Origin of the sequence: Specibacter sp. NPDC078692 (assembly GCF_040686835.1) — a bacterium.
In the GTDB taxonomy this organism is placed as follows: domain Bacteria; phylum Actinomycetota; class Actinomycetes; order Actinomycetales; family Micrococcaceae; genus Specibacter.
Map to the genome: position 1 here is coordinate 1 of NZ_JBFBLV010000005.1, position 15,489 is coordinate 15,489.

General features: G+C 60.0%; 14 protein-coding genes. 6 read left to right on the plus strand and 8 right to left on the minus strand.

What is annotated here, in order from left to right:
- Positions 1–129: 129 nt before the first annotated feature.
- The gene (locus AB0O97_RS05115) at positions 130–1,209 is read right to left on the minus strand and encodes a 4-hydroxy-3-methylbut-2-enyl diphosphate reductase (protein WP_363880702.1); all 1,080 of its coding nucleotides are present in this window, start codon (positions 1,207–1,209) and stop codon (positions 130–132) included.
- A gap of 10 nt (positions 1,210–1,219) precedes the next feature.
- Positions 1,220–2,053: a hypothetical protein gene (locus tag AB0O97_RS05120; protein ID WP_363880705.1), complete on the minus strand. Its 834-nt coding sequence runs from the start codon at positions 2,051–2,053 to the stop codon at positions 1,220–1,222.
- A gap of 197 nt (positions 2,054–2,250) precedes the next feature.
- Between AB0O97_RS05120 and xseA the strand changes: the two genes are divergently transcribed.
- Complete coding sequence (gene xseA, locus AB0O97_RS05125; protein WP_363880708.1) at positions 2,251–3,546, plus strand: exodeoxyribonuclease VII large subunit; 1,296 nt, start codon at positions 2,251–2,253, stop codon at positions 3,544–3,546.
- Entirely contained in the window at positions 3,543–3,770 is a 228-nt protein-coding gene (locus tag AB0O97_RS05130; protein ID WP_363845401.1) for an exodeoxyribonuclease VII small subunit, read from the plus strand. The genes xseA and AB0O97_RS05130 overlap by 4 nt, the downstream gene beginning before the upstream one ends.
- Positions 3,771–3,861: 91 nt before the next feature.
- Here the strand turns inward: AB0O97_RS05130 and AB0O97_RS05135 are convergent, their stop codons facing one another.
- From AB0O97_RS05135 to AB0O97_RS05150, 4 genes are all read right to left on the minus strand, one after another.
- Entirely contained in the window at positions 3,862–4,716 is an 855-nt protein-coding gene (locus tag AB0O97_RS05135; RefSeq protein ID WP_363845404.1) for a polyphosphate kinase 2 family protein, read from the minus strand.
- Between the two features lie 12 nt (positions 4,717–4,728).
- Positions 4,729–5,946 (minus strand): pyridoxal phosphate-dependent aminotransferase, encoded by a 1,218-nt coding sequence (locus AB0O97_RS05140; protein ID WP_363880711.1) that lies wholly within the window; start codon positions 5,944–5,946, stop codon positions 4,729–4,731.
- A gap of 90 nt (positions 5,947–6,036) precedes the next feature.
- Positions 6,037–6,996, minus strand: a complete 960-nt coding sequence (locus AB0O97_RS05145) for an ABC transporter substrate-binding protein (RefSeq protein WP_363880714.1) — start codon at positions 6,994–6,996, stop codon at positions 6,037–6,039.
- Positions 6,997–7,056: 60 nt separating this feature from the next.
- Positions 7,057–8,994, minus strand: a complete 1,938-nt coding sequence (locus tag AB0O97_RS05150; protein ID WP_363880717.1) for a beta-galactosidase — start codon at positions 8,992–8,994, stop codon at positions 7,057–7,059.
- Positions 8,995–9,200: 206 nt separating this feature from the next.
- On the opposite strand from AB0O97_RS05150, the gene AB0O97_RS05155 reads away from it, so the two are divergent.
- The gene (locus AB0O97_RS05155) at positions 9,201–10,220 is read left to right on the plus strand and encodes a LacI family DNA-binding transcriptional regulator (RefSeq protein WP_363880720.1); all 1,020 of its coding nucleotides are present in this window, start codon (positions 9,201–9,203) and stop codon (positions 10,218–10,220) included.
- Positions 10,221–10,269: 49 nt separating this feature from the next.
- Here AB0O97_RS05155 and AB0O97_RS05160 read toward each other — a convergent pair whose 3' ends face one another.
- Entirely contained in the window at positions 10,270–11,184 is a 915-nt protein-coding gene (locus AB0O97_RS05160; protein ID WP_363880722.1) for a BadF/BadG/BcrA/BcrD ATPase family protein, read from the minus strand.
- 17 nt (positions 11,185–11,201) lie between these two features.
- Here AB0O97_RS05160 and AB0O97_RS05165 point away from each other — a divergent pair, with 17 nt between their 5' ends.
- The 3 genes from AB0O97_RS05165 (at position 11,202) to corA (ending at position 13,968) form a co-directional block, all read left to right on the plus strand.
- A complete protein-coding gene (locus tag AB0O97_RS05165) occupies positions 11,202–12,254 on the plus strand; it encodes a nitronate monooxygenase (RefSeq protein ID WP_363880725.1) in 1,053 nt (350 codons plus the stop codon).
- Between the two features lie 160 nt (positions 12,255–12,414).
- On the plus strand, positions 12,415–12,930 hold the full coding sequence (locus AB0O97_RS05170) for an Lrp/AsnC family transcriptional regulator (protein ID WP_363845423.1): 516 nt from the start codon (positions 12,415–12,417) through the stop codon (positions 12,928–12,930).
- Between the two features lie 42 nt (positions 12,931–12,972).
- Positions 12,973–13,968 (plus strand): magnesium/cobalt transporter CorA, encoded by a 996-nt coding sequence (corA, locus tag AB0O97_RS05175; RefSeq protein WP_363880728.1) that lies wholly within the window; start codon positions 12,973–12,975, stop codon positions 13,966–13,968.
- An 88-nt stretch (positions 13,969–14,056) separates the two neighbouring features.
- Here corA and AB0O97_RS05180 read toward each other — a convergent pair whose 3' ends face one another.
- Positions 14,057–15,376 (minus strand): GNAT family N-acetyltransferase, encoded by a 1,320-nt coding sequence (locus tag AB0O97_RS05180; protein ID WP_363880731.1) that lies wholly within the window; start codon positions 15,374–15,376, stop codon positions 14,057–14,059.
- Positions 15,377–15,489: the final 113 nt, after the last annotated feature.

Below are 15,489 nucleotides of genomic sequence, written 5' to 3' on the forward strand. Positions count from 1 at the left end.
ACGTAGCTGTGGCGCAATGAATGTGGCGTTAGGGAATGCTCCATGCCGAGACTGTCTCTGCCCGAACCATTTGGTTCGGGCCACGCCGCTTTAGTCATGCTGGAAATATCAAGGAATCTTAGGGAAGCACTACAACAGGTTGGAGCTGCGCACGCCCTTGTAGTCCATGTCTCCGGCAGCCTTCATGGTGGCACGCAGTTCCTTGGGCAGGGAGAACAGGATGTCTTCCTTGGCGGTCACCACTTCTTCCACGGCACCGTACCCGTACTGGTTCAACAGGTGCAGCACATCCTGCACCAGGACCTCGGGAACGGACGCGCCACTGGACACGCCAATCGTAGCGGCACCAACAAACCAGGACTCATCAATTTCGGCGGCGAAGTCCACCCGATAAGAGGCCTTGGCGCCGTATTCCAGCGCGACCTCCACGAGACGGACTGAGTTCGATGAGTTGGCGGAGCCCACAATAATGACCAGATCTGCTTGCGGTGCGATCTCCTTGATGGCACCTTGGCGATTGGTGGTGGCGTAGCAGATGTCGTCGCTGGGCGGGTCCTGCAGTTTCGGGAACCGTTCGCGCAGAATTTCAACAATCTCCATGGCTTCATCCACGGAGAGCGTGGTCTGGGAAAGCCAAATCAGGTTCTCGGGGTCCGCGACCTGGACCGTGCGCGCCTCTTCCGGATTGTTCACGATCGTGGTGCTCTCGGGGGCTTCCCCGTACGTGCCTTCCACTTCCTCGTGACCTTCGTGCCCAATGAGCAGAATGTGCTTGTCTTCCTTGGAAAAACGCACGGCTTCCTTGTGGACTTTTGTCACGAGGGGGCAGGTGGCGTCAATGGTGCGCAGTCCCCTATCGGCAGCGGACTGGACCACAGCTGGTGAGACGCCGTGGGCGGAAAAGACCACCAATGCACCCTCGGGAACTTCTTCGTTTTCTTCCACAAAGATGACGCCCTTGGCTTCCAACGAGGTGACCACATGGACGTTGTGGACAATCTGCTTGCGCACATAGACGGGCGCACCGTAGTGCTCAAGAGCCTTTTCGACGGCGATCACAGCGCGGTCGACGCCGGCGCAGTAACCGCGCGGCGCTGCCAGAAGGACGCGCTTTTCTCCGGTGACCGGGGCGGCGGCAGCCACCTCTTCGGGCGGCCTGCGACGACGCGGAACGACGGGCATGGACAAGGAAACGGCAGTGGTGCTCATATCCACTATCCTACGTGGTGCGCCGCCGCTTAAGCATGAGAGCTGCACCACCGGCGGCCATCATCACCGCGGCGATGACAAACGTGACGGTGATTCCGCCTTGCCAGCTGGCCCGAGCCAGCGCCCCAAGTTGGATCCCGAATTGTTGCGCCACCTCCGGCCCCACAGCCATCCCGACCAACGCGCTCTCAACCCACCCCGAACCCAACAACCACAGCAGTGCCACGGCGGCAAGACCGGCACCACCGAGGATGAGCGTCAGTGCATGGCGGCGAGCCACAATCATTCCCAGCGCCAGAAGGTCCACGGCGATGAACACCATCCAGCCTGACCAGCCTCCCAGCTTGGTCGTCAAGGGTAGTGCTTGAGCCACCTTGGGCTGGTCCACACTGATGACCACGTCTTTGGGCGTGGGCAAAGGAACACCAAGGTTCGCAGAGACGTTCGCGGCCACCAGTTCCACCAACGGGGCAATATCCAGCTTCAGATCACCCTGCACATCTTGATTCCCGGCAGCATTAAAGGTCAGCTCATGGCTTCGTTGCAGAGTCTTGGTCCACGCAGCCTCATAGCCGGGGTCGGTGTGCAGAGACCTCGCCGCCGAAGTAATGATGGCCCCAGCGAGCTCGTTCAGCTGCGGTGGCAGGTCCAAGGACCCGGTGACCTGATCGGCAGCCAGCGCGGATAGGCCCTCTTGGAATTCGCTGTTACTGCCTAGGGGTCCGGCGAGCTTGGTAAATCCGGGTCCGTCTACAACATTGCGTTGCAGCCAGAGAGAAGGCCCGGCAATCGCAGCGAGCAGCAGTGCCGCAATAACAAGAAGTGCCGAAACTGCAGTGCGCATGAAATATCCCTCAACCACAAAAACTGCTCCCAATGATTCCTCATAGTAGTTCATGCCTGTGGATAGCCGCGTTCACGTGTCAGTGCCTAAAGATAGAGTTGTTCTCAAGTAACAAAGCAACAGCAAAACCACCAGCACTAACAAGCAGCACAATTAGACCAGGCTGACACCCAGGAGCAAAGGACGGCGAAACTTTCATGACGGAACCACCGGAGCGGAAGGTCCTAGCACCCACGGCGGCGGACACAACTCCAGATAACCCGTGGCCGTTGCAGTTGTTGAGCCAGAAGCTCAAGACTCACATTGAAAAAGCTCCTCCCGCATGGGTTGAGGCTCAGGTGATCGAGCTAAACAAGCGCGCCAATGTCAGCTACCTGACCTTGCGCGATATTGATGCAGAGGTGTCCCTGAGTGTTACGGTGTGGGGTTCTGTTTTGAGCCGGTTGGAGGCTCCGCTGGAACGCGGTTCCCGTGTGGTGGCCCAACTCAAGCCTGATTTTTGGCTCAAGACAGGGCGGCTGTCCATGCAGGGGCAGGACATTCGCCCCGTCGGGTTGGGTGACCTGCTCGCCCGAATCGAGAAGCTGCGCCAGGCGTTGGCCGCCGAAGGACTCTTTGACCCACGGCGCAAGAAGCCGCTGCCCCTGCTCCCGCACCGGATCGGCCTCATCACGGGGCGTAATTCTGACGCTATGAAGGATGTTCTGCGCAATGCTGCATTACGCTGGCCCGCTGTAGAGTTTGAGGTCCGCGAGGTCGCTGTTCAGGGCGTCAACGCCGTCACCGGCGTCATCGGAGCCCTAGAAGAACTAGATGCCGACCCCCGTATCGATGTCATTGTCATCGCCCGCGGCGGCGGATCACTCGAGGACCTCCTGCCATTTAGCCATGAATCGTTAGTGCGCGCAGTGGCTGCGGCACTGACCCCCGTGGTCAGCGCCATTGGTCACGAGGCTGACAGGCCACTCCTGGACGAGGTGGCCGATCTCCGCGCTTCTACCCCGACAGATGCTGCCAAGCGCATTGTTCCTGACGTTGGCGAGGAACTGCGACGCGTGGACCAGGCCCGCACCCAGCTCAACCGCCGTATCAGGGAGATGCTGGACCGCGAAGCCGAACGGCTGGCCTATCTGCGTACCCGACCCGTTTTGGCTAACCCACAGTCCATGCTCACTGCCAAGCACGACGACGTCGCAGCCTTGGGCGGCCGGGCTCTGACCGCGGTACGCACCCAAGTGGGGCGGCATTCGGACCAGCTAGTGCATCTGCGCGCCCAAGTCCGCGCCCTGTCACCGCAGAAAACACTGGACCGTGGCTACGCCGTTGTCCAGCTGGACGACCGGAGCATTGTCAGGTCTTCCGAGCAGGTCAACGCCGGAACACTAGTGAAAATTCGTGTAGCGGTCGGCGATTTCACGGCCACCGCCACCAGCACCACCGCAAGCTCCACCACATCCACAGACACCTCCACAGACTCAAAGGAATCCGTATGAGCCCCGCAGCAGCCACAGTCCCCAACTCAGACATCGCAGATCTCAGCTACGAGCAGGCCCGCGAACAGCTCATGGGCGTTGTCAACCAGCTCGAAGCTGGCAGTTCCAGCCTCGAAGATTCCTTGGCTTTGTGGGAGCGCGGCGAAGCCTTGGCCAAACGCTGTGAAGAATGGCTCGAAGGCGCCAAAGCCCGCCTCAACGCAGCCCGCACCGAGGCCGAATAACACCCGCCCGGGGTGCTGCAGTGCACTGAAATACGGGGGCTACGAAATTCAGTGCACGGCAGCAACCAAGCGCGAGCGTCAGCGTTGGGCTTTAGGCGTTTTTTAGTCTGGCGCGTTCTGTAGCCAGATCGAAATCACCAGCTGGCCACTGCAAATTCAATCCCCCCAACGCCTTGATGAGAATCTCTTGGACGGCCATGCGGGCGTACCATTTCTTGTCGGCCGGGACCACGTACCACGGCGCGGTTTCCGTGCTCGTCTTCTCGAACACCTTTTGATAGGCATCCATATACGCCCCCCAATGGGAGCGTTCATCAAGATCCGTGGGACTGTACTTCCAATACTTCGTGGGATCCTGGAGTCGCGCAGTGAGCCGTTCCAGCTGTTCTTCGGGGCTCAGATTCAGCATGATCTTCACGATCGTGGTTCCTGACGCCGCCATTTCTTCTTCAAAATCATTGATGGCCTGGTAGCGCCGTTCCAATTCCGTCTCATCAGCCCAGCCGTGAACGCGGTGAATCAGCACGTCTTCGTAGTGGGACCGATCAAAGACCCCTAGCATCCCGGGTCCAGGAACAGCCGGCCGCACGCGCCACAGGAAATCATGGGCCTTTTCTTCATCAGTCGGCGCCTTGAAGGTGGTGAGCTTTACCCCTTGCGGATCCACGGCGCCCACAACCCGGCCCACAATGCCGCCCTTACCTGCTGTATCCATAGCTTGCAGTATCAGCAGTGCGGATTTTTTCCCACCAAAGCGACTTTCGGCAAATAGCTGCTCTTGCAGTTGGGCTAAAACTGGCGCCCGCTCCGCCAAGGTGGCGGCGCCGTCGGCCTTTTTCCCGGTGTACCCGGGAGCGGCGTTGGTGGGCTGTTTCGCCAAAGAAAAGCCCTGTTTCACGCGCAGGATCTTGGACGGGTGATCAGTAAAACCAAGCGGCAGGGACACGGTGGGCCTTTCCTAGGGTTTGTACGTGCTCAGGAACTCGGCAATCCGCCCAATGGCTTCTTCAAGGTCCACAACATTGGGCAAAGTGACAAGGCGGAAATGGTCTGGCTGTAGCCAGTTGAACGCCCGGCCGTGGGAGATCAAGATCTTTTGAGACTCCAACAGCTCCAGGGCGAACTTCTCATCATTCTTGATGGGGTACATCTCTGGGTCAAGCTTGGGGAACAAATACAGTGCGCCCTTGGCCTGGTTGACCGAGACACCCGGAATGTCGTTGAGCATTCGGTAGGCCAGGTCTCGCTGCTCAAGTAGCCGTCCGCCTGGCAGGATCAGATCATTGATGCTTTGATGCCCGCCCAATGCTGTCTGGATCGCGTGCTGCCCTGGCACGTTGGCGCACAGGCGCATATTCGCCAGCAGGTTAATGCCCTCTAGATAATCCGCAGCGGCAGCCTTGGGCCCAGAGATGGCCAGCCACCCGGACCGGAAACCACAGATCCGGTAGGCCTTGGACAGCCCGCTGAACGTCATGCACAACACATCATCGCCCGTGAGGCTGGCCGTGTTGATGTGAACGGCGTCCTCGTAGAGGATCTTCTCGTAAATTTCGTCCGAGAACACCACCAGATTGTGTTTGCGTGCCAGGTTGATCATGCCCGTCAGGATGTGCTCCGGGTAGACAGCCCCCGTGGGGTTGTTGGGGTTGATTATGACAAGGCCCTTGGTCTTGGGCGTAATTTTTGCCTCAAGATCATCCAGATCCGGCCACCACTCGTTGTCCTCATCGCACAGATAGTGGACGGGCCTGCCTCCGGCAAGGCTCACCGAGGCCGTCCATAAGGGGTAGTCCGGCGCGGGGATCAGCACTTCGTCGCCGTTGTTCAGCAGCGCCATCAGCGACAGCGTGATGAGTTCGCTGACACCGTTTCCCAAGTACACGTCATCGACATGGATGTTCTGGATACCGCGTGTTTGGTAGTACTGCACCACTGCGGTGCGGGCGGAGAAGATTCCGCGGGAATCCGAGTAACCCTGGGCGTGTGGGAGATGGCGGATCATGTCCACCAAAATCGCGTCGGGCGCTTCGAACCCAAACGGCGCGGGGTTGCCAATGTTCAGCTTGAGGATCCGGTGGCCTTCAGACTCCATCTGCTGCGCTTTCTGCAGCAGGGGTCCACGGATGTCGTAGAGAACGTTGTGAAGCTTGGTGGACTGGGTGAATTCTGCCATTTATCCAATATGGCATACCCGGGCCCTGAATTTGAGCTGGAATCGGCGCAGTGTCCGGGCCAATGCCAATCAAGTGGCTTGATGGCTGCCTTAGGAGCTGGCTTTGACCAGTCCCACCTGGATCAGCCATGCCGTGGCTACTTCGGACAAGTCGCCGTAATACCGGTCTTGGGCCAGCCGGTTGAGGTTAGCCAACTCCTCTGTGGAGAGTGCGCCACTGACCTTGTTGAGGATGTCCTGAACCTCTGCCGGGACCGTGTTCTTATCGATCAGCAGAACCACGTTTTGTGCCAGGAACAGGTGCTTGGTATCTGTCAGTGGCACGAGTGCGTTGTCTGCTATTGCGGGCGCAGAGCTGTGGATGTCGGCAACCTGGATGTCATCACGCAGGAGCGCCCACAGGAGGTCATCACTGCTGCCATCGAACAGCGGTTCCAAGGTCACATACTTCTTTGGCACGCAGTTATAGTCGCTGCCCAGCCCTGCCAGTCCCCTGCCTTTTTCATGGAACCCAGCCGGTCCACCCAACGACAGCTTGTCGCAGACTTTGGCTAGATCCTCGATGGACTTGAGTTGGTACTTTTCCGCCGTGGCAGCGGTTACCACCAGGTTGTCCACGTCTTGGGACTTAGCAGCATCCAGCACACTGATGCCTTCGGGAACCGCGTCTTTAAGGGCGCTGATGACCTCAGTTGGGGTCTCTGCCGTAGTACTGGGGGCCAAGGCGGTCAGTAGCTCGCGTGAATAGCCAGGAGCAATGTCCCCGTTTCCTGCTGCCAATCCGGAGAGCTGATCCTGTGGTGTCGCCGGCGTAGCTTCCACCACAGCCTTGATCCCGGCCGCCTTGAGCGCCGCCGCGTACACCTGCGCCACCAAGGCACCTTCCTTGGCGTTTACTCCAGAAGGAGATAAGGGAGCGGAAATAGTTAGCTCAGGCGCCTCCGCAGACAGCGAGTTGCTGGGGATCGTGACGATAGGTGCGGGAGTGCAGGCGACAAGAGTGCCCAGAACCATGCACGCGCTGAGTGCAGCGACTAACCTCTTGCGCACCTGAAACTCCCTGATTCCCTGGTATTAACTGCCGTGATGACAGTTTTTGTTGAGTACGGGTTACCCCAAATCCTCAACATACGTTACCCCGACACCACCCAAATTCGGCTGCTCGTGGATTTCACCGTGGGTTCCCCCATGTTCCAACTCAAACACCGTGATCTTGTTTGCGCCAGCCTTGAGCAGCGGTGCAGGAATATATAGCGTCACCTGCGGACCCACTTCCCAAAAGCGGCCCAGCAAGAAGCCGTTGACCCACACCATACCCTTGCCGAAGCCGGGCAGGGCGAGGTAGCTATCTGCCGGTTCGGCGATGTGCAGTTCACCATGGAAATAGCCGGGGCCCGCAGCAGCAGACTCCGCATCCGCTGTTGCCACAGCACCTGAAGTAGCGGAACTTTCCGGCTCACCGACATGATCCGGCGCCCCACCGAGCGAAAGCAACTCCGATAGTGGCCTGTCCAAGTTGATGGGCCGCTGCTCCCAGTGGAAGACGTAGCGCTGATTGATCAGGACGCCGTCTAGGATGCCTTTCCCTTGGCCAAAGAGCGGTCCGTAATTGATACGTCCTTGGTTCTCGACCAAAATTTCCAGTGCGGTCACACCACCACCAGTGGTCACCTTCAAACCATCCACACCATTGGCGTCCGTCAGCACCCCCGCGAACCGCCCGTTAATCCAAAGGTAGGCTCGGTCGTGCAGCTCACGGACTTTAATGGTGGCTTCGCCTACGGGCAGTACGGCTTGAGCGCTGTAGTGGACTAGGCCGCGGTCGAGCCCAAGTTTTTCAAAGGATAGCGGTTTGACGCTCGGCACAGGCTCGATGGCGCGTACAAAATCGAGCAGTTCCGTCCCTCGGAAAAGGTCAAACTTGCTTGCAGGGACCACGGGCGCAGGCCGGTCCAGATGAGCTGGAACAGGCGTCAGCTCGCGTCCAGAAGCTCTAAAGAAAGCTTCACGCATGGCGTGGAACTTTTCGGTCAGGCGACCATCTTCGGCAATGGGTGCATCCGAGTCATAGCTAGTGACTGTGGGTTGGATGGCTCCATCGTGGTTCGCACCGGAACCTAGACCAAAGTTGGTGCCACCATGGGCCATGTACAGGCAGATTGACCCGCCAACGTCAAGGATCTTCTTTGCTTCGGCAGCGGCATCCTTGCCGGTGCGGGTGTGGTGGTCCTCTCCCCAGTGGTCAAACCAACCGTTCCAGAATTCAACATTAAAGAAGTGTTCACCCGGGCGCCGACGCTCCCAGACGACATCGGCTTCGTCGCCGCGGGAGCCGAGAGTTGCCGTTGCCCAGGTATCTGGCAGGGCACCGCCGTCAAGGAAGTCGTCTGTGCCGCCGTCGGCTGTAAAGAGAATCTCGGTGATCCCACGGTCAAGGAGCGCCTTGCGGTTCCAACGCAAATATTCCTGATCATCGCCGTAGCTGCCGTATTCATTTTCAATCTGGACCGCCACCACGGGTCCGCCGTTGCATGCCTGCAGAGGCGCAATGACAGGCAGTAAATGATCAAACCAGCCTTCCACCGCGCTGGTGAACAGCGGGTCCGAGGAGCGCAGCACCATCTCTGGATCGGAAATGGCCCAGGCAGGGAAGCCTCCGTTGTCCCATTCGGCGCAAATATAGGGCCCGGGACGAACAATAACATCCAGTCCAGCATCGCCAGCCATCGTGATGAACTTGGCTAGGTCCTTCCACCCGGTGAAGTCGGGGGCCACATCCGCAGAAGGCTGGTGGAAGTTCCAGGCCACGTAGGTGTCCAGAGTATTGACACCCATGGCAACCATGCGCTCTATCCGGTCTGGCCACTGCTCCGGGTGGATCCTGAAATAGTGCATGGCGCCTGCGATGATGCGGTGCGGGGATCCGTTCCTGAAAAGCTTGCGATCCGAGTAGCTAAGCGCCGGCGTTGGTGTCAGCACAGCCGACCCCTCCGGCGAGGGTGCGGTGCTGCCGCCGGCAGCACCTGGCGAGGTCACAAACGTAGACAACTAAACTCCTGGAACTAGGTCCGACGCAGAAACAACAATACTGTTATGGATAACAACCCTAACAGTATTGTTGCGGGCAGCAATAATAGAACCCACCCATTGCAGGCGAATTCGGGATATTTTACATGCTAACAACTAGACTGGCTTCCAAAATCACTCCTCACGCTTCGCGCAGTCCGCAGGTCCCCTCCACCCCAAGGAACATCATGAGCACGCAGCAATATGAACGTGGTCCCGCCATGCGGGACGTCGCAGCTGCGGCGGGAGTGTCCGCGCAGACCGTGTCCCGAGTTCTCAACGAGCACCCCAATGTGCAGGACGGCACCCGCCGGCGAGTACTCGCGGTCATTGACGAGCTGGGCTACCGCCGCAATAACACGGCTCGCGCACTGGTAACCGGACGTTCAAAGACCATTGGCGTGCTGACCCTAGCCACCAACAACTATTCACGCTCATCGTTGGCGCTGGGTGTTGAATTGGGTGCCCGCGAGGCTGGCTACACCGTAAATTCGGTAACCTCCAGCCTCAGCTCTCAGAGCGTCATCGATGCAGTGAGCAGGTTGGTGTACCAGGGCGTGGATGGCATCATCATCGCTGCACCGCTACAAGAAGCCGTGGAGCAGGTGGCAAAGATTACTGCCCGCATCCCCACCGTCAACACTGACAGCTCAGCCGGGATGGGTGATCTCGCGGTGGGCGTGGACCAGGATATTGCGGCCGTCGTGGCCACCAAACACCTCTTGGATCTGGGCCACAAAACCGTTTGGCATCTCGCTGGTCCGATTGAATGGTCCGATGCTTCCAGCCGCCTCAACAGCTGGCGACGTACCCTGCAGGAGGCTGGCCGCGAGGTCCCCCCGGAACTGCACGGAGATTGGAGCCCGGAATCAGGTTACCGTAACGGACTCATTCTGGGGCGGATGCCCGAGGTGACGGCCATCTTTGTGGCCAGTGATGAAATGGCGTTTGGGGTCATCCGGGCCCTCACTGAGCTGGGCCGGCGCATTCCTGAAGATGTTTCCGTGGTCGGCATCGATGACATTGATTTGGCAGCTTATTCCACCCCACCGATGACTACTGTGCGGCAGTCCTTCGAGGACACCGGACGCCGTGCGGTCCACCGCCTCGTCGCTCAAATCACCAATCCGAAAATTGCTACCACTGCGGACATCGTGGCGCCGACCCTAGTTGTGCGGGCAAGCACCGCTCCCCCGCCCGCCGGCTGAAACTATTTTCTAAGACCCGTTTTCTAAGGCCATTCTCTATGCCCGTCGACTAAACAAGCGACTGCGCCACCAGAAGTGGGATGCCAAAAATGGGGTCCTGGCCCAGGACCTGAACCTGGTCCAGCCCGTGCTGAGCCAAATGGGACCTGAAGGCTTCCTGTAGCGCCGGAACGTTACTGCCCATGCCACTACCCAGCACCACCGGACCGGCAATCTTTAACTGGCTGGCAACTTCTGCGGCCATCTTGGCCAAATCTGCGCCTGCACGGTCCACGAGAACCAACGACTGCTCATGGCCGCTAGCGGCTGCTGCGAAGATGACCGGGGATGCCGCAGCCCAGTAGCGTCGGGACGTTCCTTGGTGGAAATGGGCAATCAGTGACTGAGGTTCGGCCAGTCCGCAATAGTCAAGAAGTGAGGCCGTCAGCGCGTCAACGGGCTCCCCGGCGTCCATCCGCCGCAGGCTGTAACGCACGGCTTCGCGGGCCAGCCAGTAACCGCTGCCTTCATCGCCCAGCAAATAACCCCAGCCCCCGGCTCGAGCCTGTTCACCCGAATCGTTGATGCCCCAGGCCGCAGAACCCGTTCCGGCAATGACGGCCACCCCGGATGTTGCACCGGCAGCGGCCAGCAGCAAGCGGGTGTCATGCACCACCTCGACCTGAGCCCCCGGGACGAAAGGTGCGATGAGGCTCCTCAGTGCGAAGGCGTCCTGGTCCGTATCAACGCCACCGGCACCGGCCAGAACATGCGTGGCACCATCCACTTCCAGCTCAGCGAACAACGCGGCCATGTTCGCCACGGCCGTTTCCGGGCTGACGTTTTGAACATTGGTGCTACCAACACTGGAATCGCTGGTCACCACGCCGTCGCTCCAGACGATTCCACGCGTCTTCGAGCCGCCAATATCCAGGCCCACAAAACGTGAACGGGCAGAGCGCGATTTCAAGGTATTTTTGTTCACCCCCCTAGACTAATGCCATGTTTAACACACCCCTGATTGCGGCACCCATGGCTGGCGGAACCACGACGGCGGCACTCGCCTTGGCCGCCCAAGGTGCCGGTGCCTTGGCTTTCGCCGCCGGCGGTTATAAAACCGCTGAGCAACTCGCCACGCACATTGCACCCTTGCGCGCCACAGGCGGTGACTTTGGTGTGAACTTGTTTGTGCCGCGAACAACGCCGCTGGGAGCAGATGAGGCAGCCCGCTTGGCGGCTTACCGGGTCGAGTTGCTGGCCACGGCTGCCCGATATGGCGCAGAGGTACCTCTCGCTGCGCCGCCGCAGGAAGATCCGCGGGTGCAAGATTACTGGGACGAAAAAATTGCTCTACTGCTCGCGGATCCGGTTCCCATGGTGAGTTTTACCTTTGGCCTGGCTCCGGCCGAGGTGGTGTCCCGGCTACATCAGGCTGGTACGCGGGTAGTCGCCTCCGTGACGTCGGCCGCTGAAGCGGTGGCAGCGGTAGCCACCGGAGTAGACGCCTTGGTGGTTCAGCACACCAACGCAGGCGGGCACACCGCGGCGTTCTTAGCGGCTGGCGGACCATCAGCCGAGAATTCCCGGACCGGAACTCACCTCACCCTTCCTCAATTGCTGTCCGAGGTTCGCTCTGCTGTGAGCGTGCCATTGGTGGGTGCCGGCGGTGTCAGTGGCCCCGCTGAAGCCAAAGCTGTCTTGGCCGCTGGAGCCACGGCTGTGGCCATCGGCACCGCGCTGATCCGCACGGAGGAGAGCGGCGCGCGGCCACTTCACAAGGACGCCCTGGCCGACCCCGGCTACACCCGTACGGCCATGACCCGTGCCTTTACCGGCAAGCCGGCCCGCGCCTTGGTCAACGGTTTTGTCCGGGATCACACTGCTACGGCTCCGGAGGCCTATCCCGAAGTACACTTCCTGACCGCCCCGCTCCGGGCCGCCGCGGCTGCAGCGCAGGACCCTCGGGCTTTGAATCTCTGGGCGGGAACCGGCTGGAAATCGGCTCAGGCCGTTCCAGTAGCCGCTGTGGTGAAAGAATTCCTGCGCGAACTCTAATCCGGCTACCGCGTCCAACCGCGTTCCACCCACACCGCACAGGCCCCGCCACCGCCACCGCATAGACAGCGCAATAGTTCGGAAATTTGCTAGTATAGCGAACTAACGGACGTTACAAACGAAAATGTCCCCGCTAAGCACGCATACCTTGGAGGATCCCATGGCATCACCAGCGAAGAACGTTCGGCGCGAGCAGACCCAGGCCGGCCACCACGCCGAGCCGCTGGACGCCGTCGACCGTCAGATCATCGACACTCTGGTGGCTGATGCGCGGATCACCAACCGCGATCTGGCCGACACTGTGGGAATTGCGCCGTCCACCGCCTTGATGCGTACCCGTGCCCTCATGGAACGCGGCGCCATCGAAGGTTTTGAAGCCAAACTGAATCTGGCCTCGATTGGCCGCGCTGTGCAGGCACTCATCGCGGTTCGGTTACGCGCCCATGACCGGGAAGAAATTGACACGTTCACCGCCCGTGTTCCGCTGCTGCCCGAGGTCCTTTCCACCTTCCACACCTCCGGATCCGTGGACTACCTCCTGCACATTGCCGTCCGCGATACCGATGCCCTCCGCGACTGGGTGCTGGATAATCTGACCACCGATCCTGTGGTGGGGCACACCGAGACCACCCTGGTTTTCCAGCACATTCCCGGGCACACCGGTCCGCTGGATTAGCCGCGGCACGCAAATGGCACCCACCTGACCCATAATGAGCAGGTGACCATCATTGACAACGCCGTGTACGTCAACGGCAAGCGCTTCGCCGATCCCATCAGCCTCGAGCAGACCTACGAGGTCATGGACGCCTGCGGCGGCATGGCCTGGATTGGTATGTTCCGCCCCGATGAGGCGGAGATGACGTCTCTTGCCGCCGAGTTTTCGCTGCATGAACTTGCCGTGGAAGACACCATCATGGCCCACCAGCGCCCCAAGCTGGAGAGGTACGACGACGTCCTCTTCACCGTGCTTCGGCCCGCCAGATACATCGATGAGAATGAATCAGTGGAGTTTGGCGAGCTGCATGTCTTCACCGGCAAGGACTTTGTGGTCACCATCCGCCACGCGGAAACGCCAGGCTTGTCCTCCACTCGCACCCGGCTTGAGGCCGATCCGGAGCTCTTGGCCATGGGCCCGGAAGCTGTTCTGTACGCGATCATGGACCAGGTGGTGGACGATTACCAGCCCGTGGTCAACGGTCTGGAAAATGACATCGACGAGATCGAGGACCAACTATTTTCCGGCGATCCCACTGTTTCCCGGCGCATCTACGAGCTCTCCCGCGAGGTCATTCAGTTCCAGCGGGCCATTCACCCGCTGCGCGACATGCTTGATCGACTCAAGGGCGGCTTTGACAAGTACAACGTGGACGTTGAACTGCAGCGCTACCTGCGCGACGTCGAAGACCATGTTGAATCCGTTACGGCACGGGCGGATTCGTTCCGACAGCTGCTGCAAAACGCTCTGACGGTGGATGGCACGCTGACCGCCAACCGGCAGAACGAGGCGAACGCGGCAGAGAGTGAGCAGATGAAGAAGATCTCATCCTGGGCCGCCATCTTGTTCGCACCCTCATTTGTGGGCTCTATCTACGGCATGAATTTTGACAACATGCCGGAACTGCATTGGGCGTTTGGCTACCCCTTTGCCCTAGTTCTGATGTTCCTGGTGGGCTTCATCATGTACATCATCTTCAAAAAGAAGACGTGGCTGTAGGCAGCCCGGTCTGGCTGCAAGCAGGCCGCTCAGGACTTGATCCCGAGCAGCCTGCCAGGGGTTGCGCCACCACTGACGTCCTAGCGAGTTATGTCCGGGCGAGGGCGGCAATGTCCTCAAGGAAGTCGGCAGCGACGGCGTCACTGACGGTAGCTTTCGTCTCGGCAATTGTCTCCAGATAGTCGGCCGTCACCGGGCCCCGCACCGGGGTGTTCTCACCCACGGAGGCAACCGGCCCACCTGAGGAGGCCCCGCCGTCGAACATGGCCTTTTCCAGAGCACGTTGGGAGGCGCTGCGAGCGGCGAACTCAATGTCCGCCGGAGAGAAACCGGTGCTGGCCGCCACGAGCGCCGCTACATCAATAGTGGCCACCACATGAGCGGGGATGAAGCGGTTCCACATGGCGGTGCGGGCCTGCTCATCAGGCAGCCCGATCGGGATCACGTAGTCGAAACGTCCGTGGCGCAGGAAGGCCGAATCCAGGGACCGGATGAAGTTCGTGGCGCACACAAGCAGGCGGCCAGGCTGGTCACGGAAGGCCGGAATGATCTTCAGGAGCTCGTTCGTGACACCTTGCATGGGCGACGGTGGCTCCCCCGAACGCTGTGAGGCAATCTCTTCAACCTCGTCAATAAACACCACAGCATGCTCCAACTCGGCGATGTCCAAGAAGGTCTGACGCAGAGCCCCGGCCAAACCGCCTGGCTCGCCTGCCAGCCGGGATGGGAAGACTTCCACAAAGGGCCACTCCAGCCGTGAAGCTATCGCCTTGGCGAAGGTGGTTTTCCCTGTCCCAGGAGGACCAAAAAGCACCACGGCGCGGGGCGGCACCACCCCGAATTCCTCGGCCAGATCGGACTCCGCCAGAGGCAGTACCAGGCGCCGCTCAAGCAGTTCCTTTTCGGCAGTCATACCCGCCACCCGATCCCAGAGATCCCGCGGCAAGACCCGCCCGCCGAGCTCCTCCAGGGCACCGAGTTCGGCACGCTGGACGGGGATGTGCCGTTCAAAGTAACGCAGGTTCTTCTTGACCACAAAGCCCCGGTTGGTGAACGCCTCCACCCGGGTTTCAGTTTCCGGCATCAGGGCTGAGAGCTTGTTCAAGCCATGAGCGGCCATCCGATTTTCGACGGCGGCCAGCAGCAGCGTGCCGATGCCTCGGCCGCGGAAGGGCGGCAGCGTGGCCAGGAAGACAATCCACCCTTGATCGTGAGCGGCGCGGCCAACAGCCGCCCCCACAATCTGATCGCCTTGGACGGCCACCACCGCATGGTCTTTTTCGCAGGAGGCCAGCACTTCGGACAGATCGTAAACCGGCTGCACACCATTGTCGCGCAACGCCTGCCACAGCTGCAGAATGCCTTCAACATCTTGTGGATGGAAATCCCGGATGGCCCATGGGCTCATAAATCTGCCGCTCCTTTGCGTTGATCAGTCCAGCCATCTTGGCACTGTGAGCCATGTCATGGCAAAACCAGAAACAAAACCATCCACTACGTGCGCTGTACAGGTCGAACACT